The organism is Saccharospirillum sp. ABV4_185 (assembly GCF_056159245.1).
In genome coordinates this window covers 2358215-2384111 of the sequence record NZ_JBSWUW010000001.1, presented here as the reverse complement: position 1 = coordinate 2384111, position 25897 = coordinate 2358215, and the positions used below count along the sequence as shown (strand labels likewise).

Sequence of the window (25897 nt, the reverse complement as noted above, 5' to 3'; positions counted from 1 at the left end):
ACCGACAACCTGAGTATGTCGGGCTATCTAGGATGTGCTGTCGCCAGACCAAATCGACTTCGCCAAAAGTGCGATGACAGAGGGACTGGCCATGAAACACATTCTGTTCGGCTTGGCTTTAGCGTGCCTTGGCGACGTGAGCGCTGAGGGCTTTGAGCTCGAAGTGGGCGCCGCCACTCATCATTGGGTATCCAAGGGATTGCAGGAAGACAACCAATTGCTCGGCGTCGGCTATAACTACTGGGAAGCCGCCACCTTTATTAACTCATTCGGCGACCGCTCCTACAGCGCCGGTTACCGCTGGGCGCTGTCGAAATCCTTCAGCGTTAGCGCGGGTGTGCTGCACGGCTACGGTGACAACGCTGACTGGTTTCCATTGACCATCGACGAAGAAGTGATTTTCATCACTCTGAATGCTGAAACGCCAACGCAATCGGTACTCAATATGCGCGTTCGCCTGCTCGGCGAGGCCACGGTGGTGTCCGTGGTCATCCGGCCGCCCGGTAAAGAAACCCCATCAATCGAGACTAAGCCCGAGCCGGCCGCAATCGGTCCAGACGCAGCCGCTGGCGGTTATCGAACAATCGCCGACTGGCCAGCAAAACCGCCGCAAAAGTACCAAAGCCCGAACCAACGGTGATGCCGAACATAATCATGATCTGGTATTTGACCGCCAGCGATGGCGGGCTGCCCGCGAGAATCTGACCGGTCATCATGCCCGGTACACTGACCACACCGGCGGCAGCCATGGCATTGATGATCGGAATTAAACCGGAGCGCACCGCTTGGCGGCGAATGTCACTGAGCGCCTGAGCCGAGGTTTCGCCCAGCATCAATCGAGCTTCGATCAAGGCGCGTTGTCGCCAGGCCGATTCGGTCAAACGATCCAGCGCCAGCGTCACCGAGGTCATGGTGTTGCCCAGAAACATCCCCAACAGCGGAATGGCGTACTGCGGCTGGTACCAGGGCTGCGGCTGAATCACCACGCTCAGCATCAAGACGGTGACGCTGAACGCCGAAATAAACATCGACAGCGTGCCGATGCCAAACCCCCAAACACCGGCCAAGGGCCGCGCCTGCCGCACCCAAACTTCACGACCGGCGATCACCAACATGGTCAAGGCCAGCACCGCCACCCAGACAAGGGCACCAACGGTGAATAAGGCTTCCAAGATCAATCCAATCAGCGACAACTGCACCGCCGTGCGCACTGCCGCGATCACCAAACTGCGACTCAACCCCAGCCTTGCCACCCAAAGTGTGGCGGCCAACACCAGCAACAACAGCGCCGCGAAACTCAGTTGCCAGACACTTAATTCGATAACCTTCATGCGGGCATCACCTCCGACGCCTCGCCCAACATCAGTCGCTTATCGGCCACGCGTGCCAGTTGGGCGTCGTCGTGCGCGACCCAGATGGCAAGCTTGTGTTGCGCACGAATGATCTCAAGCAACCAACCTTCCACCCGGTTGCGACTGCGTTCATCCAGGTTGGCGGTCGGCTCGTCCAGCAACAACACCGCCGGCTGATACGCCAAGGCACGCAGCAGCGCCAAGCGTTGTTTTTCACCGGTGGATAAGCGGTCGATGGTCCAGCGCGTCGGGTCCGAGCTGAAACCCAGCCGTTGCCAATCGTTCACTGTCTGGTTGGGAAAATGCTCGGCCACACTGTCGAACCACCACTGGCTTTCGGCCGGCACCAACATCACCTGGCGACGCCAGTCGTGAGCGGCGAAGGCGGACTGCGGCTGGCCGTTTAATTCGACCTCACCCGAGTGCGGATCCAAATCCGCCAAGGCGCGCAGCAAGCGGGTTTTGCCCGATCCGGATGGGCCCGACAGACCGAGGATTTGGCCAGGGGTCAGGGTGAGGTTGAGTGGGGGTTGGTTGGCTACGGTGAGGTTGATCAGTTGCAGCATGAGTCAGTGGGCTGTATGAGGGCGTCTGAGGTTGGTTGTTTTTACCGGCCCGGTCAAGGATCACCAGCGCAGAGGTGGAATGCTCGATCCGCCAATCAGCCTGTCGACGGATCGAAACAAGACAACGTTATTACTCAGAGCCCGCCTGGATGAGGCTGTCACGCGCACTGGCCAATATTTCATCGGACAAGGCCGGATCTGAAACCGCGCGCGCTATGATCATAGCGCCGACCGCCGTCGACAAGGTGTGGATGGCCTGACGTCGCCCTTGCTCAGCAGTGACGCCATCGGTGTGCGGTGCCAGCCGCGCAAGAGACTGCTGTATCTGCTCGGTAAACGGGCCGGCGATCTTTGGATTGCGGGCAATCGACGGACCCAGCGCCGCTATAGCGCACCCGTTACCGGGGTCATCACGATGCTGCGCCGTCAGGTAGCTCTCAGCAAAGGCAGCCAGCGGATCAGACTGGTCCAGCGGCGTCTGGCGTTGCTCATCCAACTGCGCCATGGCGTGACCCACCGCTTCAGCGGCCAACGCATCCTTGGAACTGAAATGCGCATAGAAAGCACCATGCGTCATCCCTGCTGACTGCATGATTTGCGCAACACTGACACTTCCAAAGCCCTGTTCACGGAACATCCGGGCGGCAGCCTGCAGAATTTTTTCATGCTTGGCTGCGGTCTCGCTGCGTGAATACCTCATGCTGACTCCTCGTTTTACTGACGACTCCGAAATGCAGCGGAGTTTCTTGACACCCCAAATATATGATGACTATCATAAATACGCAAACATGATGGCCATCATGAATAAGGCGCCCAGCCAGTCTGGCGATCAATTGATATTCCCTTTGAATTTTCAGGAGAAACAGTATGAAAACCTATCTGATTAACCACCTGCGTATACCGAACGACGTCCCCAACGAGGCGGGCTTGTCTTATCTGGAACAGGTTGAAGCGACCGTCGCACCCTTTGGCGGTAAATGGCTGGCCCAGGGCCCGGCTGATGTTGTTGAAGGCAGCTGGCCGGGTTCTATCGTGCTGATGGAATTCCCCAGCCGCAAAGCGGCGAACGACTGGTACCAGTCAGCCGACTATCAAGCCATTCTGCCGTTGCGAACCAATAACGCCATTTCCGATATCGTGCTGATTGATCAAATGCCCGAAGGATTCACCATCAAAGGCTTTGTTGCCGACATCCGCAGCGCACAACAAGCCGGATGATTACAGGCCTGCTGCGACCGGGCGATGTCGGGTTGAATGGTGGCAAAGCGGGTTCGAAGGCAGTATCGAGGGAGCGGTAAAACAGCCGATTTATACAACGTGCAAAGAGGTGGTCAGCGTCGCAGTTGAAGCGCCGCCGACCGCGATGGATGGGGCACATTCGTGCCTCACCTTTTTTATTGGCATCCTGCGCCGGCCTGCTGATCCGGTACGCCGACCCGATCCACCACTCGTGCCTGGCATCAAAAGCGGCCTGCACGACCGCCCCAGGGTTAGTGTTATGGTCGCATACCGACAGCAAAAGCAACCAATGCCAGCACCGTACAAACCGACAAGATAACGGCCAGTGCGCCGTAGGCGGCAAGATCAAGTATGCCAATAAGACTGATGGTGATGGCCGCACAGCCCATTTGCAGAAACCCGAGCAGAGCCGATGCACTGCCAGCCTGAGCGCCGAAGGGTTGCAGCGTGATGGCGGTTCCCAGAGGATTCACCAAGCCCATCCCAAACAGAAATATCGCCAGCGATGCAGAGAAAATGGCCGGCTGCGGCGCGCCGACCAGCAACAGAACACTGCCGGCAACAGCGATGACAATGCCAGCCAATGCCACCGCTTTGACCCCCCAACGATGAGCAAAGCGCGGGGCCAGAAGACCGGCGCCGAATACAACGAAGACCGTTGCCGCAAAAAACAACCCCAGGCCCAGCGCAGAAAAACCAAACCCATCCATCAAGATAGCCGGAGTGGCGGCGAAAAAAGCGTAGAGCCCGCCCAGGATAAGACTGACCGACGCCGCCGGCACGATAAACCGGCGATCACGCAGAAGCAGAACATAGCCGCGGAAAATACTGCTGGCCGATACCGCCGAGCGCCGGCCCGGCGGATGCGTTTCCCCCAGGCTGACGGCATAGAACACCGCAAACACCAGACTCAGCAAACCGACCAGGACAAACATTCCCCGCCAGCCAACCAGGCTATTGAGCCCGCTACCGAGCAGCGGTGAAAAACCCGGCGCCGCCGCCATCGCCACCATGATCAACGACAGCGCGCGTGCCAATGGCTCGCCGTCGAAAAGATCGCGAGCAATGGCCCGCGACAGCACGGCTGCCGCACACACGCCCAATGCCTGTACGATGCGGCCGACCACCAGCAGCGACAGATCGGTGGCCATCGCACTCAGCAAACTGCCGACCAGGAAGACACCCAATCCACCCAATACCAACCATTTTCGGCCGACATGGTCAGATAAAGGGCCGACCAGCAGCTGCCCGAAAGCAAAGGCCACAAAAAAGCTGCTGAGGGTGACACTGAGATGCCGGGTCGAGACCCCCAGCGCAGTGCCCATGTCCGGGAATGCAGGCAAGATGATATTGGTCGACAACGCGCCCAACGCCGCCAGACCAGACAGCAGGAAAAGCAGCGACGCGGTCAGCTGTGGCGCAACGGGTCGGTCGGGTACGCCGGTTTTGCAATCATCCGGTAGCGAGGGGGTAACACCCAGTTCCAGCAGCGATTCGTTCATTGGTACTCCTGTTAGCCGGTGACGGCGTCTTTGAGATAAACACCCTGTGACAACCCTTGTTTGACCTGACGCGTTGGCTCATCGACCGCCACCTCTTCCGCGCCCGCCTCTAAAGCATCCAGCGCGAGCCGCACGACCTCTTCCGGAGTCACTTTCGGTACATCGAAACCTCGGGTGAGATCCGTGTCGATAAAGCCTGCATGGAAGCCAAGCACCTGTGTTCCCTGAGCGCGCAACTCGTGCCGCAGGCCATTGGTCAACGCCCAGGCCGCAGCCTTACTGACGCCATAACCGGCCAGTGACGGCGTATTGATCCAGCTCAGAATGGACAAGATGTTCAGCAATGCGCCGCCGCCATTGCGGCCCAGGATGCCCGCGAAGGCACGGCTCAGGTTCAGCATGCCAAACAGGTTGGTGTCCAGTTGCTCGCGCAGCAGGGGTTCTGATTCATCGGTAAGAAAGCCGCTCAACCGCGCAATGCCAGCGTTGTTGATGACCAGAGTGACATCAGCGCAGAGGCTGGCGGCCGTGGCGATTTCTGCTGCGTCGGTTACATCGAGCTGGACCGGGACAACGCCGGGTAACGTCACCGAAGCCGGATCGCGGGCCGCCGCATACACTTTCGCGGCACCACGAGCCAGCAACTGTCGGGAGAATTCCAGGCCCAGGCCACGATTGGCCCCTGTGATAAGAACAACAGCACCGTCGAGTTTCATAGGTTATCTCCTGCGCTAACGCGCTTTATTGATATGATGGCCGTCATATTATTGGCCGTTAAAATCGATTGAATCGATATCGAGCAATCCCTTTAAGCCTGGGGTTCCCAGCGGCGAAACAGCACGCTGGCGTTGACGCCGCCAAACCCAAAACCATTGGATATCGCATACTCCATTGGCATAGGCCTAGCCTTAAGGCCGACCAGATTGAGTCCAGCGGCGAAAACGTCTGGATTCACCAAATTCAGCGTGGGCGGGACGACCTGATCACGCAGCGCCAGCACCGTAAAGATGGCCTCAATCCCTCCGGCGGCACCCAGCAGATGGCCCGTCGCCGACTTGGTAGACGTAATTGCCACCGGCGAGGTATCGCCGAACAGCGCGCGTATCGCCGCCAACTCGCTTTTATCGCCCACTTGCGTCGACGTCGCATGCGCATTGATATGCTGAACATCGTCCGGTTCCCGCTCGGCCTGTCGCAATGCCTGCGCCATTGCGCGGCGTGCACCGTTGCCATCCTCCGGGCCAGCCGTCAGATGATAGGCATCTGCACTGGTGCCATACCCCACAAGCTCAGCCAGCGGACGAGCACCGCGGGCTAAGGCATGATCCAGTGACTCGATCACCAGCAGCCCGGCACCTTCCCCCATCACGAAGCCATCACGATCCTGATCAAAAGGACGTGAAGCCTGTGAAGGGTGATCGTTGTAAGCGGTCGACACGGCCCGTGCAGCCGCAAAGCCACCCAGGCTGACAGAATGAATGGCCGCCTCGGCACCTCCGCACAAGGCAATATCCGCTTCGCCGCAACGGATCAGCCGCGCCGCATCCCCAATGGCCTGAACACCCGCGGCACAGGCGGTTACCGGTGCACCGAGCGGCCCCTGAAAACCATGGCGTATCGACACCTGTCCCGCTGCGAGGTTGGCCAAAAAAGACGGAACGGTGAAGGGTGATAAGCGGCGGGGACCGCGCTGATCGGTCGTGCGCACCGCCTCAGCCATGGCACCAAAACCGCCAATACCGGTGGCAATGATCGTGGCGGTCCGCTCCCGCTCAGAGGCTTCTTGCGGTGCCCATTTCGCCTGAGCCAAAGCCTCCTCAGCCGCCACCAGGGCAAACTCGATAAAGCGATCCATTTTCTTGCGATCTTTAGGCGCCACCAGGCGTTCAGGATCGAAGCCCGCGACAGGGTCTTCTGCCAGTGAAGGCACTCGCCCGCCCACACGACTGGCCACACCTTCGGAAAACTCGGGGGGTAGCGCGGCGATCCCGGACTGTCCGGAAAGCAGCCGACGCCACGTCTCTTCAGTGCCACACCCCAGCGGCCCCACTACGCCCATGCCCGTCACGACGATACGTTTATGCTGACCTTGCATCGGCTCACCTCTCTTTTTGTGCCTACGGTTGCCAGGTGATGTCGACACTGCGAGTGCCGCTTAATGCCCACAGACCACCTGATTTCATATGATGTTGATCATATTTTTTGCCGCTGAAAAGCGTTCAAAACTACTGACATGGCAGGGTTTAAGTATCGTATAGCGCCAGAAGCTCGCGCCGGGTATCGGCCAAGACGGCCCGGCCCTGATCGTTGTCGCCCAAGATGCGCGCCAGTTGCAACGCCCCGATCAAAGTACTGGTCACCGTCCAGGCGGCTTCTTCAGGGTGACGCCCGGGCAATACCTGGATGACACGGCGGTGCAGATTGCGCACCAGTGAGCGCGATGCCTCCAGCACAATGGATGGCTGATTGGGCATTTCCGTACTCAGCGCCGCCACCGGGCAACCCCGCTCACGCTTGGCAATCATGTCGTCGGACAAATAGGTTTCCACCAACGACCGAAACGGCCCCACCCCTTCTTGGGTCAGCCTGGCCAGGCTGTCGTCCAACGCACGGGCAATGTCGTCATCGGCACGGGCAACGGCAGCACGAAGCAGATCATCTCTGGAATCAAAGTGAGCATAGAAACCGCCATGAGTAAGCCCGGCCTCATTCATCACCTCGGCAACACCGACGCCACGAAAACCCTTCTTGCGCACTAGCTGGGATGCCACTTTAAGAATCCGCTCGCGCGATGCTTCTTTGCGGTCACTGCGTTTGCTCTGTTTCATATGATCACCATAATATTATGAGCATCATAAAGTCATAGTAACTATCCTCGCAAGCTTTTTCTGAGAAGCGTTGACTGAGGGCGTGATCATCAAAAGTTGGTGGGCCGGACCAGCTGAACCGAACGATTGTTAAAGACGCTCGGCTCCTTGTACTGACAACTGTGAGCGCGGTTTGAGATGAGGTGGCGATTTGCTTGGTTGAGTCCGGTACTGGCTGGGTTGACAGGATTTTAAAAACAGCTGCTTTGGTGTGATGAAGGAAGATGGTGGTCGAGGTGCGCCTGGTTGAACCGGAGGGTTGACGCTCAGGGATGGGCCGCCTTCCACACATCCCGAACCGGGAGAATTAAAAAAGCCTCTGGCCTTTGGGCCGGGGGCTTGAGACTGTGGCTAACGCACTTCCGGTCGGGATGCGCTCCCTGCGGTCGCGTTCTCCGCTGCGCTCCGAATCGAACCGAGAGGATTCGTCCGCACATCCCGAACCGGGAGAATTAAAAAAGCCCCCGGCCTTTTGGGTGCGATAAAGGAAGACGGTGGTTATGGCACTTACGGTCGGGATGGACCAAGGTGCTTTGCACCTTGCCCTGCGGGCGCCTGCGGCGGTCCTGGATGCCGCGCATCCAGTCGAACCGGAGGGTTGACGCCCAGGGATGGGCTAATGCGGCGGGCGCATGGATGCGCAGGAGCCGCCTTCCACACCGCCCGAACCGGGAGAATTAAAAAAGCCCCCGGCCTTTTGGGCCGGGGGCTTTTTTAATTCTGGCGGTGAGGGAGGGATTCGAACCCTCGATACGTTTCCGTATACACACTTTCCAGGCGTGCGCCTTCGACCACTCGGCCACCTCACCGTAAATCGTTGTCACCGCGTGCGGCGCAACGGCGGCGAACTCTAGCGGATCGTTGTAATCAATGCAAGTTTTTTAAGGAAAACAAGCGCTTAGCCGATGATTCGCTATTGCCGTACCAGTCGTCGGTTGTCGGCTTCGAAGTTCGGGTCGTTGCTGCGGTAGGGATTGATGTCGAGGCCGCCACGGCGAACGTAGCGGGCGTAAACGGTCAGTTTGTCGGTGCCGCAGTGTTGCTGTAAGTCCTGGAAGATGCGTTCGACGCACTGTTCGTGGAATTCGTTGTGCTGGCGAAAGGAGATCAGGTATTTGAGCAGGGCGGCGCGGTGGAGTTTGGGGCCCTGGTAGTCAATGACCACACTGCCCCAGTCCGGTTGGCCGGTGACCAGGCAGTTCGATTTGAGCAGGTGGCTGTTGAGCACTTCGTGCACCGGCTCGCCCGGCAGAGTGGCCAGCAGGCTCGGGTCGGTCTGGTATTGATCGGTTTCGATGTCCAGGTCGTCAATGTTCTCGCCCGGCAGGCCGAAGACGTCGGCGCTGTGGCCCATCTGCCCCAGCGGCACCAGGGTCACACGCACTTCGGCGCCGGCGGCCTTGCTGAGGTCGGATGACATCGTTTCCGCCACTTCGCGCACGCTGGCGAAATGGCTTTGGTTGAAGGAATTGAGGTAGAGCTTGAACGACTTCGATTCGATCAACCGTGGCGATTGCGCCGGGATGAAAAACTCACCCAGCGCCACCACCGGCTTGCCCTTGGGGTTCAGCCAGGACAGTTCGTAGGCGTTCCAGATATCGACGCCGGCAAACGGCAGCTCCCTGCCATCGATGCCGATTTCATCGCGCTTGCCCTGACGTTCTATGGGAAACAGCAGGGTGGGATCGTATTCGGCGATGTAAGCGCTGGTTTTGCCCAGCGGGCTCTGTTCGGGCGTCGACATGCTCACCTCTATTATTCCAAGTTCGTCTAGCTGCGCAGGCCGCGACCGGTGTTGAGCAAGTACAGCGCCCAGCTCATCAGTGCCGCGAGAAAGACGAACAGCATGCCATAGGCCGACACCACCGGAATATCGCTGACGCCAATGATGCCGTAACGGAAGGTGTTGACCATATAGAGAATGGGGTTGAGCTTGCTCACCCATTGCCAGACATCCGGCAGCATATTGACTGAGTAGAAGACGCCACCCAGGTAGGTCAGCGGGGTCAGAATAAAGGTCGGCACGATGGTGACGTCATCAAACTTGGTGGCAAAGATGGCGTTGATCAGACCGGCGGTGGCAAACACCACGGCGGTCAACAGGATAACGCTGAGCATCACAAACAGGTTGTGCACTTCCAGGTGGGTGAACCAGAGGCTGAGCAGCATAACGATGACGCCACAGGCCAGGCCTCGCGCCACGCCGCCGAAGACGAAGCCGAGCATGATCACCCAGTTGGGCACCGGCGACACCAACAGTTCCTCAATCGATTTCTGGAACTTGTTGGAGAAAAAGCTGGAACTGACGTTGCCGTAGCTGTTGGTGATCACCGACATCATGATCAGGCCGGGCACGATGTACTGCATGTAATCGACGCCGTCCATCGAGCCGATGCGGTCGCCGATCAGGTTTCCGAAGATGATGAAGTACAGCACCATGGTGATCGCCGGTGGCAGCAGCGTTTGCACCCAGATGCGGGTAAAACGACGGATTTCCTTGGACAGGATGGTGTAGAAAGCGACCCAGTATGGATGGTTCATGCGGCGCTCTCCTGCTTGGGCTGTTTGGAGGTGAGGTCAACGAACAGCTCTTCCAGGCGATTGGTCTTCGGCCGGATGCTGGTTACCACTAAACCGTGCTGCTGGAACTGGGCAAAGACGTCGTTCAGGTTCTGATCCTGCGCCAGATCGAATTCCAGGCTGCCGTCGTTGGTCAGGCGGCAGTTTAGGCCATCAAGCTCCGGCGCTTCGGTCAGGTTCTGAGTAATGTCGGCCACGAAGGTCGAGCGTTGTTTACCCTGCAACAGCTGTTTGGTCGGCGCCTGGGCAATGATCTCGCCACGATCAATGATGGCGATATTGCGGCACAAACTTTCGGCTTCTTCCAGGTAGTGCGTGGTCAGAATAATGGTGGTGCCCTGCGCATTCAGTTCGCGCAGGAACTGCCACATGGAGCGGCGGATTTCGATGTCCACACCGGCCGTCGGTTCATCAAGAATCAACATCTTCGGTTCGTGCACCAGCGCCCGGGCGATCATCAGACGACGCTTCATGCCGCCGGAGAGCATCCGCGCCGGCACATCGCGCTTGTCCCACAGATCCAGTTGCTTGAGGTATTTCTCGGTGCGCTGCGTCGCCAGTTTACGCTTGATGCCGTAGTAACCGGCCTGCTGGATCAGGATGTCGTCCACTTTCTCGAACGAATTAAAGTTGAACTCCTGGGGCACCACGCCCAGGCTGCGTTTAACGCCTTCGCGTTGGCTGTCGAGATCAAAACCACACACGCTCACCTGGCCGGAACCTTTGTTAACCAGCGAGGAGACGATGCCGAGGGTGGTGGATTTGCCAGCGCCGTTGGGGCCGAGCAGTGCGAAGAAGTCGCCTTGGTCGACGCGCAGATCGATGCCTTTGAGGGCTTCAAAACCGTTGTCGTAGACCTTGCGCAGTTGCTGAATATCAAGAGCTAACGTCATGGAACTCCCGTACGTTGGCGGGCCGGCCTGGGTCGCTGTCGTAATGACGCAGATAACAACAGAGCCAGCGGAAAAAACGAGGCGTATAAGTGGTTGCTAAAGTCACGATTTCAATGGAGTCACCGCATGAAAATCCTCATTACCGGCGCCAGCGGCTTTATCGGTTCCATGCTGGCACGAGCGCTGCTTGAACAGGGCCACTCGGTCGATGGCTGGCAACACCACAAGCCACTGCCCGAGGGCGTTAATCCCATCCGTCAGTTAGAACAACTGAATCGCCACTACAATGTTCTGATCAACCTGGCCGGTGCCAGCATCGCCGGTGGTCTTTGGACCAAAGCGCGGCAGCAGACCTTGCGCGCCTCGCGCATTGATTTTACCCGCGACCTGCTCGCCCAGCTGGGCCACAACGGCTTCAGCGTCGGTCATTTAATCAGCGGTTCGGCCATCGGTTATTACGGCACGGGCGATCAGCCGGTGAACGAAGACAGCGCGTCGGGTGACGACTTCAGCGCCCAGCTGTGTCGCGATTGGGAAGCCGCCGCTGTGAACGCTGAATCAAAGGTCGAGCGACTGACACTGATCCGCACCGGCCTGGTGTTGGGACGCAACGGTGGTTTATTGCCCACCCTGGCGCGCCCGGCACGCTTTGGCATGGCGACACGACTCGGTGATGGCGGGCAGGGACAAAGCTGGATTCACTGGCAGGATTATCAGGCGGCCATCGACTGGATCATCGCCAAGGGTTTGAGCGGCCCGGTGAATCTGACCGCGCCGAAGCCGGTCAGCCAAGATCGTTTTAACCGGGAACTGAGCCAGACGCTGCACCGGCCCTACTGGATGCGACTGCCCGGCGGACCGCTGCGCTGGACTTTGGGCGAGCTGTCGACGCTGCTGCTGGATGGCCAATACGTCGAGCCCAAACGACTGCTGGATAGCGGTTTTGAATTTCGTTACGCCAGGCTTACTGATGCGCTGGCGCAACTCTATTCAGTAGCCCGCTGATTGTCGCCGCTGCCCGGGTCTGCTACAAACGCATGTCCGTCATCCGAGGAGAGCCTTAATGGCCAGCAAGTGGGCAAATCGTTTCTTTCAAATGGCCGAGTTGGTCGGCTCCTGGAGTAAGGACCCGTCGACTCAGGTAGGTGCGGTAATCACCGAGCGCAACCGCGTGGTATCGCTGGGCTTCAACGGCTATCCGCACGGCGTTTCCGACCGCGCCGATACTGAAGATCGGGAAATGAAGTACGCCAAGACCATTCACGCTGAGGAAAACGCCATCCTCTTTGCCAAGCGCGATCTGGCCGATTGTGAAATCTGGGTAACGCACTTCCCCTGCCCCAACTGCGCCGCCAAAATTATTCAGACCGGCATTAGCGTGGTGCATTGCCCGATGCAGAGCGAAGATTATCTATCACGCTGGGGCGACAAGGTGAAGATCAGCGAATCGATGTTTGCCGAAGCCGGTGTGCGCGTGCACTGGGCCAAGCCCTGAACCGGCGCCTCGGTCACACCTTAAACTGCTGCACGGCCTGATCCAGATCCTGGGCCACATTCTGCAGTTGATGTGTCTGTTCCGCCGCCTGCTGGGCGCCTTCGGCGGTGCCCTCTGAGACTTCACGAATGGCGACGATGTTCTGATTGATCTCTTCGGTGGTGGCGCTTTGCTGTTCCGACGCCGTGGCGATCAGCATGTTGAGTTCGTTCAGATGCGTCATGGCGCTCATAAAGTTGCTGAACCGTTCCTGCGCTGAGCGCGCCTGTTCGGCAACATCCTGAGTCGCGGACTGACTCGATTCGATCACCGCCACAGCGGAAGCCGATTGCTCCAGCATCCACTCGATCTTGACGCGAATTTCTTCAGTCGATGCCTGGGTGCGGCCAGCCAGGGTGCGCACCTCATCGGCCACCACCGCAAATCCCCGACCTTGTTCACCGGCGCGTGCCGCTTCGATGGCCGCGTTTAACGCCAGCAAATTGGTCTGCTCAGCAATGCCGCGAATGGTCGCCAGAATGTCTTCGATGCTGGTGACGCCTTCATCGAGTTGACGAATCACCTCGGCGGCGCTGGCCATTTTTTCTTCCAGCGCGCCGACCGCCGTCATGGTGGCTTTAACAGTGGTGTCGATGACGCGGGCGTCCTGTTCGCTGTCGCGCATTTCACGACTGGCGACTTCGGCATTGCTGGCCACTTCGCGAATCGACGAGGTCATTTCGTTGATGGCGGTCACCACCATATCCAGCTCGGTGCGTTGACGTTCAACGCTGGCGCGGGTTTGATCGGAAATGGCGGTGGTATCGTGCGCCACCCGACTGAGGGTTTCATTGTGCGTTTGAATCCGCCCGATCATGCCACTCAGGGTGGTCACCAATTGCTCCGTCGCCTGGCTGATATCGCCCAGTTCATCGCGACTGTGACGGCCAAACTGAGCGGTGAAATCACCCTCTCCGACCTGTGTCATATAAGCCCGCAAGCGTTTCAGCGGCTGGCGAATTGAGCGCACCACCAGCACCGACACCAGAATGCAGAACAACACCGCAACAACAGCGACCGCGATCAGCGCCACGCGCGATTCCACCACCTGATCCTGCGCCCGACGGCCAATGGAGCTGGCAGCAGCATCAACGCGAGCAGCAATCCGACTGAGCAACGCCACCTCGGTACTCAAGCCATCCTGAGTCTGAACCACACCGGCGCGAAGCGCGGCTTTGATCTGCAGGAAATCATTCTGCAACGGCGCCAGACCTTCGTTGGCGGTGACCTTTTCCACCATCTGCCCAACCAGCGGGCCAAGCTCCTGCTGGAATTCACCGATCAGGGGTTCCTGGCGCGCCCGCGCCATCAACTGAAAGCCGAGCCGGCCGTAGTCGTTCATAAAGTCGCGGAAGTTATCCTGAGCGGTGCGGAAATCGGTCAGGCTGTTGACCAACGCCAACTCCCGGGCCCAGGCGGAGCCGTGGCTGACCAGGTTGCGAATGTCGTAGAGCATTTCCCGGTTATCGGGGTCTTCGACGTCACTCAGATAAGCCGGAAACACCGCGTCCAGTTCACTGATGATGACCTGCAAGTCCTGACGGATGGTAGCAATCTGCTGTTGAGCCACCAGCGACTGACCGTAAATACGCATGTTTTCACGGATACCTTCGAACAGCTCCTGGCTGCGTCCGACAATGATTTTCAAATCACGGCGGCTGGCTTCCAGAGTGCCCAGCTGATCCAGCTGTTCCGCCAGGGCCGCGGCACGATTGCTAAAGGCCACGGTCGCGGCTTCGAAGTCGCTTTCCAGACGCCCCAGCAACTGCGGATCGACGGCGTTGTAATGTTCAATCGCCAGACGACTGACCTCAAGCAACTCGATCTGCAGGTCACCGACGGTTTTCTGCGCCGGAGCGGCACCGGAGACCACGCGTCCGACCCCGCCATTAATGCGTTCCAGGCCCAGGGCGCCAAGCATCACCACGGCGATGATGGCCAAACTCAGGATGACGAACGCCAGGTTCAACCTGGAAGCCACATTCAATCTCAGCCTGGGTTTGCTCAACGCCCACTTCATAGTCAGATTCCTTGTTGTATTTTGACGTCCTGATACCACCCGACGCTCTGTTTATTAACGGCGTTCACCCGGTTTTCTATAGCATCTTAGTTGTGCTCACCGACCTGCCGTACGCCCTTAACCGCCTGTTGCCAGCCCGCATACAAGCGATCGCGGTCGGCTGCGGACATCCGCGCATCGAAACGCTGTTCGCACTGCCAATAACCGGAGATATCGTCCAAGGAAGTGTAGAGCCCCGAGGCCAGGCCAGCCAGAAAGGCCGCGCCCAGCGCTGTGGTTTCAGTCACGGTGGGGCGGTCGACCCGGGTACCGAGAACGTCGGCCAGAAATTGCATGGTCCAGTCGTTGACCGCCATGCCACCATCCACGCGCAGGGCTTCCAGCTCTTTAGCGCCGTCGGCGCGCATGGCGTCGACCAGATCACGGGTCTGATAGGCCACGCTCTGCAGGCCGGCGGTAACCACTTCGGCGATGCCGGAATCACGCGTCAGACCGACAATGGCGCCGCGTGCATCGGGGTCCCAGTAGGGCGCGCCCAGGCCGGTAAAGGCCGGCACCAGATAGACGCCCTGGTCCGCTCCGACCTGCTCGGCAAAGGCGGTTGAATCGGAGGCTTTTTCGATCAGCTTGAGGCCGTCACGCAGCCACTGCATAGTCGCACCGGCCATAAAGATGGAGCCTTCCAGCGCGTAGGTGACTTCGCCATCCAGACGATAACCGACGGTGGTCAGCAATTTGTTATGCGATTGCAGCGGCTTCTTACCAGTGTTCATCACCATAAAGCAGCCGGTGCCGTAGGTGCTTTTCACCATGCCCCGTTTGAAACAGGCCTGGCCGAACAAGGCAGCGTGCTGATCGCCGGCGATACCGCGTACCGGTATGGAGCCACCCAGTAAATCGGCCTCGGTGTCACCAAACTCATCGGCGCAATCTTTGACCGTCGGCATCATCGACGCCGGCACATCCAGCATATCGAGCAAGGCGCTGTCCCAACGCTGAGTGTGAATATTGAACATCAGGGTGCGCGAGGCGTTGGTGGCATCGGTGGCGTGTTCACGACCGCCGGTCAGACGCCACAACAAAAAGCTGTCGATGGTGCCAAAGGCCAGTTCGCCACGCTCGGCGCGCTCGCGGGCGCCATCGACGTTCTCGAGAATCCAGCGGACTTTGGTGCCAGAGAAATAAGGATCGAGCAGCAGGCCGGTTTTTTCCGCGACCCAGGCGGCGTGGCCATCGTCGCGCAATTGGTGGCAGAAATCGGCGGTGCGTCGGTCCTGCCAGACGATGGCGTTGTACACCGGCTCGCCGGTTTTTTTGTCCCACACCACCGTGGTTTCACGCTGATTGGTAATGCCGATGGCGCGGATGTCGGAGGCTTTCAGCCCGGCTTTGTCGAGCACCTCACGACAGACGCTGAGCGTCGATTGCCAGATGTCTTCCGGATCGTGTTCGACCCAACCGTTATGAGGAAAAATCTGCCGGAATTCCTGTTGTGCGCTGTGCAAAGATTGCCCATCCCGATTGAACAGAATGGCGCGAGTGCTGGTGGTGCCCTGATCGATGGCGAGCAAGGTGTCGGACATGATGACTCCTTCGATTATTGTTTTACCCAGATTGATCCGCTGCGGTTATCAGAACCGACGCCGATCCGGCTGGCGCCAGTGTACCCCTTCACACCTCAAGCAACAGCGCCAACGCTCTGCTTCAGAGTACATTCTGAAAACGATTTCATTCATTAGAACCCCCAAGATAGGGGCTGAGAGAGCCATATTATATATTCGTATAAGCCAAAAGCGGCAGAATTGAAAAAATTCTTGAAAACGTTTCCAAGGCTCACCATACTCGCCTCACCAGGTGTTACCCAAGCACCTGACTATAAAAACAACACGACAAGAGGTAGCGCGACGTGCACGAAATCAGCGGCACTGATCGATGGCATCGCCTGATCCCCTGGCTGTTCCTGTTACCGGCCATGCTGTTCTTTGCGGTCTATGTGATTTCGCCGATCCTGCAGAGCATCTGGATCAGTTTCTTCGACTGGGACGGTTTTGGTGACAAAGTCTTTATCGGCCTGGGCAACTACATAGAGTTGACCGAAGATCCGCTGTTCTGGACATCGCTGAAGAACAACATTCTCTGGCTGGTGTTCTATATGCTGGCGGTGCCGCTGGGTCTGGGCGTGGCGCTGTTTCTGAACCAGCAGGTGCTGGGTATCCGCGCCGTCAAATCGCTGTTCTTCTTTCCCTTTGTGATTTCTCAGGTCATCGTCGGCGTGGTCTTCGCCTGGTTCTATGATCCCAGCTACGGTCTGCTGCAAAAGGCCTTGGGACTGTTCGGTATGGGGCCGCTGCCGATCCTCGCGGACGAAACCCTGGTGACCTACGGCATCATCGCCGCCGGCCTGTGGCCACAGATCGCCTACACCATGATTTTGTATCTCACCGGCCTCAATAACCTCAACCCCGAGCAGATTGAAGCGGCACGTATGGACGGCGCACACGGTTGGAAGATGCTGCGTCACGTCATCATTCCACAACTGCGTCCAGCCACTTTTCTGGCCATTGTCGTCACCGTCATCGGCGCCCTGCGCTCCTTCGACCTGGTCGCCACCATGACCGGCGGTGGTCCCTATGGCAGTTCGTCGGTGCTGGCGTTCTTTATGTACGAGCAGGCCATTTTCAATTACCGCATGGGTTACGGCGCGGCCATCGCCACAGTGCTGTTTGCCATCATGCTGATCTACATTTCCTTCTTCTTGTGGCGCATGCTGCGGGCCGAGCGAGGTTAAGATGTTTCCGACCCCGATCCAACAAACCTCGCCGCTGACGCAAATCAGCTATCGGGTGGCGCTGCCACTGTCCATCGTGCTGTGGCTGCTGCCGTTGTTCGCGGTGATGATGACCTCAGTGCGTTCTATCGGCGATATCAATGCCGGTAACTACTGGGGCTGGCCGAAAGACTGGATGCTGGTGGAAAACTACAGCGCCGTTTTTGGCAACACCAATATGGGCCGCTATCTGCTCAACAGTGTGTTGATTACCGTTCCGGTGATGATTGCCTCTGTTGCCTTGGCCACCATGGCGGGTTTTGCGCTGGCTAAATATAAGTTCCGAGGTCGGCTCGCCATCTTCGCAACCTTTATCGGTGGCAACTTCGTACCCTTCCAGATTCTGATGATTCCGGTGCGCGATCTGACCATCGACCTGGGTCTATACGACAGCATCTGGGCGCTGATCTTTTTCCACACCGCCTTCCAGACCGGTTTCTGCACACTCTTTATGCGCAACTTTATTGTCGATCTGCCGGATGAATTATTCGAATCCTGCCGGCTCGATGGCGCCAGTGAATGGCATATCTTCCGCAAGATCGTGCTGCCCTTGGTACGGCCGGCGCTGGCCGCGTTGGCGGTGCTGATTTTCACCTTTGTGTGGAACGATTATTTCTGGGCTCTGGTGCTGGTGCAAAGCGACGAAGTACGGCCGGTCACCGCTGGCATCAGTGCCTTGCGCGGTCAGTGGCTGGCGTCCTGGCAATTGATTTCCGCCGGCTCCATCGTCGCGGCCCTGCCGCCGGTGATTCTGTTTTTCACCATGCAGCGCCACTTCATTGCCGGCCTGACATTGGGCGCAACCAAAGGCTGAACCATGACGCTTTATACACTGCACAGCAGCAACACCAGCCTGGTCATCGAGCAGCCACAAACCGGCGCGCCAATCATCCGCTACTGGGGCGCGCGATTATCGGCAACACCCGATCAGCGACTGTGGCACCGCGCTCTGCCTCAAGCCGGCCTGGATGAACGCTGCGAGCTGAGTATTGCGCCCACACTCGCCGACGGCACCTTTATGGAACCGGCGCTGCGCTGTCATGTTGACGGCCGTCACTGGGCGCCGCAGTGGCACAGTCAGTGCGAAACGACCGACGAGCAGCAGCTCGCGTTCCAACTGCAAGCGGTTAACGGTCAGGTTCAGTTGAACTGGCTGCTGAACCTGGATGCCGAAACGGATGTGCTGAGTATTTCAGCCAGCCTGACCAACCTCGGGCCTGAGCCACTGGTTTTGGATCAATGGCTGACAACCTTACCCCTGCCAGTAACCATGACTGAGGTGATGAGTTTCAGTGGTCGCTGGGTGCATGAATTCCAACCCCAGCGCGACCGACTGCCGCTGGGCTCACTGGAATACACCAATCTGCGTGGCCGTACTTCGCACGATCATTTCCCCGGCCTGCTGGTCAGCGACAGCGATTTCAAACCCGACGATGGTTGCGTCTATGGTTTTCATCTGGGCTGGAGTGGCAACCATCGCCAGCGCCTGGAACGCAGCCAATTGGGTCACAGCCAATACCAGGCCGGTGCGCATTTATTACCCGGCGAAATTCGCCTGAACGCCGGCGAACAGTTTGAAGCACCGACGCTCTATGCCTGCCGTTCTGAGACGGGTTACAACGGCGTCGCCGAACGTTTCCAAAGCTTCGTGCGAGAACAAATTCTAACCTTGCCAGACAACGCGACTCGCCCGGTACACATCAACACCTGGGAAGCGCTGTATTTCGATCACAACCAACAAGGGCTCGATGAACTGGCCAAAGCCGGTGCTCGTGTGGGTGCCGAACGCTATGTGCTCGATGATGGCTGGTTCCTGGGTCGGCGCGATGACACTGCTGGCCTCGGTGATTGGGTGGTCGATCCCGACGTCTATCCGGAAAAGCTGCACCCATTGGCCGCTACTTTAAAACGTCACGGCCTGGAATTCGGTCTCTGGGTCGAACCGGAAATGATCAACCCGCGCTCGCGTCTATTCGAACAACATCCCGAATGGGTGCTCGATATCAGCGGCCAACATCAGCCGCTGGCCCGCAATCAGCGAGTCCTCGATTTGACTCGTTCCGAGGTGCGCGATTATCTCTTCGATCACCTGAACGCCCTGCTCAATGACTACCCCATTCGCTACCTGAAATGGGACATGAATCGCGACCACGTTCAGGCCGCCGATGCCGAGGGTCGCGCCGCCGGTTATCGTCAGACGCAGGGTCTTTATACCTTGCTCAAGCGCTTGCGCGGACAGCATCCCAAGGTTGAAATCGAATCCTGCGCTTCCGGCGGCGCCCGTATGGATTTCGGCATTCTGCGTTACACCCAGCGCTTCTGGTTAAGCGACTGCAACGACGCTCACGAACGCCAGATCATGCAGCAGTGGGCCGCATTATTTTTCCCGGCCGAAGTGATTGGCAGCCACATTGGGCCACCGCAGAGCCATACCACCAGTCGAGTTCACCAAGACGATGTGCGTATCGGCACCGCCTTTTTCGGACACCTGGGCATCGAATGGGATATCCGTACCCTGGATGAAACTGCGTTCGCTCGAATGGCGCGCGGTATTGCACTGCATAAAGAGTGGCGGCCGCTGCTGCATCAAGGTTTACGTCACGCCTTAAACAGTGGCGACGATGCGCAATTAGCCTTTGCCGTCAGCCACAATAACCGCCAGTTGGTAAGCATTTTTCAGCAACGCATGCCAACGCTGGCGGTCGGCGCCAACCTGAAACTGAAACGTCTGGTGGCCGGTCAGACTTATCGGATACAACCTTTGTTCGAGCCAGAAAAAACCGGTCATTTAATGAAGCAAAAACCGGCCTGGATGAGTGTCGAAAACATTGAATTCAGTGGTGCTGATTTGATGCAAATCGGCCTACCGCTGCCGGTTCTGGATCCGGATACCTTACTGGTGCTGGCACTTGAACCCGTGCATCGGTAATTCGTTTCGCCCGGTGTTGTTCGGGTCGGTAAGGCTCAGCAACAACACCACGAAAATAGGGGCTGCGGTCCCGCCTGTCGTCTCACAACAAAAAAGAAGGACGAAGCCATGAAACTGAAACACCTAGTCACCGCCAGCGCATTGAGCGCCTTGTTGCTGAGCCAAGCTCAGGCAGGCACTCTGGTTATCAACTCCAACCAGTCCGATCCCGCTCCGCGTGAAACCTGGACCAATATCATCAACGAATTCGAAGCCGCCAATCCGGATATCGATGTTCAGTTGAATGAATACGACCACGAAGGCTACAAGAGCGCCATTCGTAACTGGCTGGTCACCTCACCACCCGATGTTGTTTTCTGGTTCGCCGGTAACCGCATGAAATTTTTCGTCGACCGTGGTTTGTTCGAACCGGTTTCCGATGTCTGGGAAGACAACGGTATGAACGATACCTTCCGCTCTACTCGCGCTTCCATGACGGTCGAAGGCGAACAGTACGGTGTACCCGCTACTTATTATCAGTGGGGTATTTATTACAACGCCGATATGTTTGAAGAACTCGGCCTGAGTGAACCCCAGACCTGGGAAGAATTTATCGAGGTTTGTGAAACACTCAAGCAAAATGGCTACACCCCGATCACCATCGGTACCAAATTCCTGTGGACGGCTGCCGGCTGGTTTGACTACCTCAACCTGCGCACCAACGGCCTGGATTTCCACATCGATTTGATGGACGGCAAAGTCCCTTACACCGATGATCGCGTCCGCGATACCTTTGCCAACTGGCGCCAGCTGGTCGACGGCGGTTACTTCCTGGAAAACCACGCCTCTTACAGCTGGCAGGAAGCTCAGGCGCCGCTGCTCAACGGCGATGCTGGCATGTATCTGATGGGCAACTTCCTAACTCCTAGCTTCCCGGAAGGCTCCAACTACGGCTTCTTCCAATTCCCACAGATCAATCCAAACGTTGGCATGTTTGAAGACGCACCAACGGACACCATCCACATTCCGTCACGTGCTAAGAACAAAGAAGACGCCAAGCGTTTTCTCGCTTACGTTGCGCAACCAGACGTTCAGACTCGTCTGAACCTGGGGCTGAATCAGCTGCCGACCAACTCTGAAGCGCAAGCCGGTGACAACCACTTCCTGCAGGAAGGTTTGCAGATGTTGTCTGAAGCTGACGGTACTGCTCAATTCTATGATCGTGATACTGATCCAGCGATGGCTTCTGAAGGCATGAAGGGCTTCCAGGAATTTATGATCGTTCCGGATCGCCTGGATGACATCCTCAATAATCTGGAACGTGTTCGTCAACGCGTCTTCCGTTAAGGTTAAATAAGTTTCGCTAAACCTGTTTGGGCGGCCTTGCGCCGCCCTGTTTTGTTTAGGAGGTAACAATGCCCAGCTTCACTGAAATTCTCGCCCGGCGTGATTGGGAAAATCCGGCGCAAGTCGGTTTACATAAATTACCCGCGCACAGCCCCTTATTCAGTTTCAGTGACCAGACATCAGCGCTGACCGAAAAAAAATCCTGGCGTAACCGCAATTTAAATGGTGATTGGGCATTCCGTCTTTACCCGCGGCCCGAACAGGTTCCCGCCGAACTGTTCGAAAGCGATTTAGATTTGTCAGACTTTGAAACAATACCGGTACCATCAAACTGGCAATGCCAGGGCCACGATCAGCCGATCTACACCAATGTTCAATATCCTTTTGAACCAAAGCCGCCTTTTGTACCTGAAGACAATCCGACCGGTTGCTACTTGACCGATATCGATATTGAGGCGGATCACTTAAAAAGCCAAACACGCATCCGTTTCGACGGTGTTAATTCGGCCTTTCATCTATGGTGCAATGGTCAGTGGATTGGCTATAGCCAGGACAGCCGTCTGCCGGCGGAATTCGATCTAAGTGCAGTGCTGGTTCCCGGCCGTAATCGATTGGCCGTTATGGTGCTGCGCTGGTCCGATGGCAGCTATTTAGAAGATCAGGATATGTGGTGGTTGAGCGGCATCTTTCGCGATGTTTCTTTGCTGCACAAACCAACATACAGAATTGAAGATGTCTCCATTCAAACCGAACTAGATGCCAGTTATCGCGACGCCGCTATAAAAATAACCAGCCGACTATCTGACTCGTCATTCCGACTTGGAGCGCAGTTATTTCGCGACGATCAAGCGGTAACCGAGCTGGTAATTGAAAACCCCGGGCAAATTGAAGTCGATGAGCGCGGAGGTTTTCGTGATCGGGTTCAGCACTGCATTGCCGTCAGTGATCCAGACAAATGGACCGCCGAAACACCGAATTTGTATCGCCTGGTCATCAGCCTGCTTGACGATCAGAACCAGCCATTGGATATCGAGGCTTACGACATCGGATTTCGCCAAGTCGAAATTCGCGATGGCTTATTACGAATCAATGGTCAGCCTTTATTAATCCGCGGCGTAAATCGCCACGAACACCATCCGGAGAACGGTCACGCCGTCAGCTACGCGGATATGGAAGAAGATATCCGACTCATGAAGCAATACAACTTCAATGCGGTACGCACGGCCCACTACCCCAACCATCCGGACTTTTATCGGCTCTGTGATCGCTATGGTCTTTATGTGGTCGATGAAGCCAATATTGAAACCCATGGTCTTTATCCATCCAGTCAGGTATCGGACGAGTCGGCCTGGCTAAACGCTTATTTGGAGCGTGTTACGCGTCTGGTTCTGCGCGATCGCAATCACCCGAGCGTAATCATCTGGTCGCTGGGTAACGAATCCGGTTTGGGTGCTAATCATCACGCGGCTTACCAATGGGTCAAACAAACCGACCCAACCCGGCCAGTGCAATATGAAGGCGGAGGTGCTGACAGCGCAGCGACCGATATTATCTGCCCAATGTACGCTCGTCTTGATAACGACTTGACGCTTCCGATTTCTGTACCCAAATGGGCAATCAAAAAATGGATCGGACTACCGAACGAGAACCGACCACTAATTTTATGCGAATACGCTCATGCCATGGGCAACAGCCTGGGTAACTTTGCCGACTACTGGCAGGCTTTTCGTCAGTATCCACGTTTGCAGGGCGGCTTTATCTGGGACTGGGTCGACCAGGGTTTAAATCACACAACCGTTGATGGTACGACTTACTGGGCTTATGGCGGCGACTTCGGCGATCAACCCAACGACCGCCAGTTCTGCATCAATGGTTTGGTCTTTCCGGATCGAACACCACACCCTAGCCTATTGGAAGCTAAACGATGCCAGCAGTTTTTTCAGTTTGAACTGGTGGCAACCAAACCTCTGCAGATTCGGATAACCAGCGAATACTTGTTCCGACATAGCGACAATGAAAATCTGCATTGGTCGGTGCTTGAAGACGGTGTCGAAAAAGAGTCGGGAACAGTCGCCTTAGATCTCTCACCTCAATCTCAACAGCTTATTACTTTGTTGAATTCTTTACCGGAACCACAACCTGGCAAGCACTATCATCTGATACTTCGAGTGCATCAACCTGCTGCAACTCAGTGGTCCGAAAGTGGCCACGAAAGCGCCGGCGCCCAATTCGCATTGCCCGCGAGTATGGCATTGCCAACAACGCCCGCTTCGTCGCCAACAACTTCGGCTCAACTGGCAGTTGAAGACGGACGCCTGGTGCTGAGCGCCGCAGGAACAGAAGTACATTTCGACCGGCAAAGCGGACTGATTAGCCAATGGCTAATGAATGGCCACAACATCATCGCCGAAGCGCCGCAGGATAACCTTTGGCGCGCGCCGCTCGACAACGATATTGGCGTCAGTGAAGCCGACCGCATTGATCCCAATGCCTGGGCCGCTCGCTGGAGCCAAGCCGGGCTGGATCGACTGCAACGCCAATGTGCCCAAATCGACTGGTTCGAACACCAGGGTTCTATCACTGTCCTGGTCACCAGCCGATGGCAAGTCGATGCTGAGGATCGCGCACTCAGCCTTTGGGCTTGGCGCCTGGATAGCCAGGGCCAGCTGCACCTCAATGTCGAACTGAAGTTGGCGACCGGCTTGCCGCCGCTACCACGCATTGGCGTGATAATGCGCTTGGCGACACGTCTAGGCGATGCTCACTGGTACGGCCGTGGCCCGCATGAAAACTACCCGGATCGTTTATTTTCAGCCGACGTGGCCATACACCGACAGCCGCTTTCTGCTATGCACACACCCTATATTTTTCCCAGCGAAAACGGTCTACGTTGCGATACCCGATGGCTGCAACTCGGCTCGATGCGCGTAGAGGGAGACTTTCATTTTGCCGTCAGCCCATATCGCCAAAGCCAATTGGCCTCGGCTCGACACGATTATGAGTTGCAGGACGAAACAGGACTGGAAGTACGATTGGATGCTTACCACATGGGCGTGGGTGGCGATGATTCCTGGAGCCCCAGTGTGCATCCAGAATACTTGCTGACTGAAAAAACCTATCGTTATGCGTTGCGGTTTATCAGCAGAGAAGACGTATAAAACGGCAAATTATCGTCAACTAGCCTTGAGCGCGGGGCCATAAACACAAGCTGGCCTCGCGCTCAACCAGTTCAAACCCCAGAGCCTGATAAAGCTTGGTGGCGTGGTAGTTAGCATCGGCCACTATCACCTGTCGCTCAACAATCGATTGCATATCGCTGGCCATACGATGCACAAGGTGCCGCGCAATTCCCTGGTTTTGCCAAGCAGCTACCACCCGGACATCCTGATAACGGGCCAGACCCTGCCAATGAAAAACGCCGGCATAACCCACCAGTTCAGAGCCGACAAAAGCACCGTAAAAATTGCCCAGGTTCCGTTCCACCAAGCACCGATACGAAGCCTGTCGGTCCTGGCGATGGCGGCGGAAATCCACCTCCTCATGACCCGGTTCGCGTAACGCCACGCTGATATCCAACCATTGCTGCCAGTCAACATCACTATTAAAAGGCCGTAACTGAACGGCAGGATTCAGCGCTGCCGGCAAAGCGTCGAGCTGGGCTTTGTTAAGCACCCGGATGTCGGCTTCCTCATAGTCATAACCAGCATTGCAAAAGCTCTCGATAGTACTCGCATCATGCTCCTGCGGGCGCCAGATAAAGGTGCGGTGACAAATCCCATCCAAATCAGCAAAAGCATGATCAAACAACAACTCCCACTGGCTTAACGACTGAGTCGCCAAGGGCACCTTCAAGGCAAGAAAATTACCGAAATAATAATCCGGGCTAAGCGGAGTACGAAAAACCGCGGCAAGCTCAGTATCAAGTTTTTCGACTTCGTGATGGCTGACGACGTACTCACTTAGAACGCCGAGACTTAGGGCTTCAGGTTTATTCATAAAGAGTTTTATTGCATGAGGTCACGGTTTGCTCAAGGGGAGAGTAGTTAAAACCTTCAAAGAATTTTGCTAACGGATTTCAGACTATAAAAATCGACCCCAATATGTCGGACCAGACGAACCGCCCAGACCATCTCTAGCCCGGGGTTCGGCTTAGCGGTATAAGAATGAATAGCTCAATACAACCCTGTGGTTAGGCCCTGACCTACTCGGGGTGCCGAGCATGCTCGGCATCGCTGCGCGACGCGCGACGCGCCCCCAGCTGG

At 57.0% G+C, this 25897-nt stretch carries 22 protein-coding genes and 1 tRNA gene; 9 read left to right on the top strand and 14 right to left on the bottom strand.

The genetic code is table 11. The features are described 5' to 3' along the window. Positions 1–91 precede the first annotated feature (91 nt). On the top strand, positions 92–640 hold the full coding sequence (locus ACXAE6_RS11165; protein WP_475147640.1) for a hypothetical protein: 549 nt from the start codon (positions 92–94) through the stop codon (positions 638–640). Here the strand turns inward: ACXAE6_RS11165 and ACXAE6_RS11160 are convergent. From ACXAE6_RS11160 to ACXAE6_RS11150, 3 genes are all read right to left on the bottom strand, one after another. Then, positions 528–1331, bottom strand: a complete 804-nt coding sequence (locus ACXAE6_RS11160) for an ABC transporter permease (RefSeq protein WP_475147638.1) — start codon at positions 1329–1331, stop codon at positions 528–530. The two genes, ACXAE6_RS11165 and ACXAE6_RS11160, sit on opposite strands and share 113 nt — an antisense overlap. Next, on the bottom strand, positions 1328–1918 hold the full coding sequence (locus ACXAE6_RS11155; RefSeq protein WP_475147636.1) for an ABC transporter ATP-binding protein: 591 nt from the start codon (positions 1916–1918) through the stop codon (positions 1328–1330). Before ACXAE6_RS11155 ends, ACXAE6_RS11160 begins: the two co-directional genes overlap by 4 nt. Positions 1919–2048: 130 nt before the next feature. Continuing rightward, positions 2049–2618, bottom strand: coding sequence for a TetR/AcrR family transcriptional regulator (locus ACXAE6_RS11150; protein ID WP_475147633.1), 570 nt, complete (start codon positions 2616–2618; stop codon positions 2049–2051). A gap of 167 nt (positions 2619–2785) precedes the next feature. Here ACXAE6_RS11150 and ACXAE6_RS11145 point away from each other — a divergent pair, with 167 nt between their 5' ends. After that, positions 2786–3136: a DUF1330 domain-containing protein gene (locus ACXAE6_RS11145; protein ID WP_475147631.1), complete on the top strand. Its 351-nt coding sequence runs from the start codon at positions 2786–2788 to the stop codon at positions 3134–3136. Positions 3137–3414: 278 nt separating this feature from the next. On the opposite strand, the gene ACXAE6_RS11140 is transcribed toward ACXAE6_RS11145, so the two are convergent. The 8 genes from ACXAE6_RS11140 to ACXAE6_RS11105 form a co-directional block, all read right to left on the bottom strand. Next, complete coding sequence (locus tag ACXAE6_RS11140; protein ID WP_475147629.1) at positions 3415–4659, bottom strand: multidrug effflux MFS transporter; 1245 nt, start codon at positions 4657–4659, stop codon at positions 3415–3417. 11 nt (positions 4660–4670) lie between these two features. Then, positions 4671–5375, bottom strand: a complete 705-nt coding sequence (locus tag ACXAE6_RS11135) for an SDR family oxidoreductase (RefSeq protein WP_475147627.1) — start codon at positions 5373–5375, stop codon at positions 4671–4673. 92 nt (positions 5376–5467) lie between these two features. Continuing rightward, positions 5468–6754: a beta-ketoacyl-ACP synthase II gene (gene fabF / locus ACXAE6_RS11130; RefSeq protein ID WP_475147624.1), complete on the bottom strand. Its 1287-nt coding sequence runs from the start codon at positions 6752–6754 to the stop codon at positions 5468–5470. A 148-nt stretch (positions 6755–6902) separates the two neighbouring features. Beyond that, positions 6903–7487, bottom strand: a complete 585-nt coding sequence (locus ACXAE6_RS11125; RefSeq protein ID WP_475147621.1) for a TetR/AcrR family transcriptional regulator — start codon at positions 7485–7487, stop codon at positions 6903–6905. A 760-nt stretch (positions 7488–8247) separates the two neighbouring features. Beyond that, positions 8248–8335 (bottom strand) — tRNA-Ser (locus tag ACXAE6_RS11120). A 104-nt stretch (positions 8336–8439) separates the two neighbouring features. Next, on the bottom strand, positions 8440–9270 hold the full coding sequence (queF, locus tag ACXAE6_RS11115; protein WP_475147618.1) for an NADPH-dependent 7-cyano-7-deazaguanine reductase QueF: 831 nt from the start codon (positions 9268–9270) through the stop codon (positions 8440–8442). A 26-nt stretch (positions 9271–9296) separates the two neighbouring features. Then, positions 9297–10067 (bottom strand): ABC transporter permease, encoded by a 771-nt coding sequence (locus ACXAE6_RS11110; RefSeq protein WP_475147615.1) that lies wholly within the window; start codon positions 10065–10067, stop codon positions 9297–9299. Further along, complete coding sequence (locus ACXAE6_RS11105) at positions 10064–10999, bottom strand: ABC transporter ATP-binding protein (protein ID WP_475147612.1); 936 nt, start codon at positions 10997–10999, stop codon at positions 10064–10066. Before ACXAE6_RS11105 ends, ACXAE6_RS11110 begins: the two co-directional genes overlap by 4 nt. Positions 11000–11125: 126 nt before the next feature. Here ACXAE6_RS11105 and ACXAE6_RS11100 point away from each other — a divergent pair, with 126 nt between their 5' ends. Both ACXAE6_RS11100 and ACXAE6_RS11095 read left to right on the top strand, forming a co-directional pair. Further along, positions 11126–12004 (top strand): TIGR01777 family oxidoreductase, encoded by an 879-nt coding sequence (locus tag ACXAE6_RS11100; protein WP_475147610.1) that lies wholly within the window; start codon positions 11126–11128, stop codon positions 12002–12004. A gap of 58 nt (positions 12005–12062) precedes the next feature. Further along, on the top strand, positions 12063–12494 hold the full coding sequence (locus tag ACXAE6_RS11095) for a dCMP deaminase family protein (protein ID WP_392805952.1): 432 nt from the start codon (positions 12063–12065) through the stop codon (positions 12492–12494). 13 nt (positions 12495–12507) lie between these two features. Here ACXAE6_RS11095 and ACXAE6_RS11090 read toward each other — a convergent pair whose 3' ends face one another. Next, a complete protein-coding gene (locus ACXAE6_RS11090; protein ID WP_475147608.1) occupies positions 12508–14553 on the bottom strand; it encodes a methyl-accepting chemotaxis protein in 2046 nt (681 codons plus the stop codon). Between the two features lie 86 nt (positions 14554–14639). Then, on the bottom strand, positions 14640–16136 hold the full coding sequence (gene glpK, locus ACXAE6_RS11085; RefSeq protein WP_475147607.1) for a glycerol kinase GlpK: 1497 nt from the start codon (positions 16134–16136) through the stop codon (positions 14640–14642). A gap of 323 nt (positions 16137–16459) precedes the next feature. Between glpK and ACXAE6_RS11080 the strand changes: the two genes are divergently transcribed. The 5 genes from ACXAE6_RS11080 to ACXAE6_RS11060 all read left to right on the top strand — a co-directional run bounded on the left by ACXAE6_RS11080 (position 16460) and on the right by ACXAE6_RS11060 (position 24793). Then, positions 16460–17341, top strand: a complete 882-nt coding sequence (locus ACXAE6_RS11080; protein ID WP_475147604.1) for a carbohydrate ABC transporter permease — start codon at positions 16460–16462, stop codon at positions 17339–17341. 1 nt (position 17342) lies between these two features. After that, complete coding sequence (locus ACXAE6_RS11075; RefSeq protein ID WP_475147602.1) at positions 17343–18194, top strand: carbohydrate ABC transporter permease; 852 nt, start codon at positions 17343–17345, stop codon at positions 18192–18194. A gap of 3 nt (positions 18195–18197) precedes the next feature. Next, positions 18198–20309 carry an alpha-galactosidase gene (locus ACXAE6_RS11070; RefSeq protein WP_475147600.1) on the top strand — a complete coding sequence of 704 codons (2112 nt, stop codon included), beginning with the start codon at positions 18198–18200 and terminating at the stop codon, positions 20307–20309. A 108-nt stretch (positions 20310–20417) separates the two neighbouring features. Continuing rightward, the gene (locus ACXAE6_RS11065) at positions 20418–21635 is read left to right on the top strand and encodes an ABC transporter substrate-binding protein (protein WP_475147597.1); all 1218 of its coding nucleotides are present in this window, start codon (positions 20418–20420) and stop codon (positions 21633–21635) included. A 68-nt stretch (positions 21636–21703) separates the two neighbouring features. Further along, on the top strand, positions 21704–24793 hold the full coding sequence (locus ACXAE6_RS11060; protein WP_475147594.1) for a beta-galactosidase: 3090 nt from the start codon (positions 21704–21706) through the stop codon (positions 24791–24793). Between the two features lie 19 nt (positions 24794–24812). On the opposite strand, the gene ACXAE6_RS11055 is transcribed toward ACXAE6_RS11060, so the two are convergent. Beyond that, on the bottom strand, positions 24813–25631 hold the full coding sequence (locus ACXAE6_RS11055; RefSeq protein WP_475147591.1) for a GNAT family N-acetyltransferase: 819 nt from the start codon (positions 25629–25631) through the stop codon (positions 24813–24815). Positions 25632–25897: the final 266 nt, after the last annotated feature.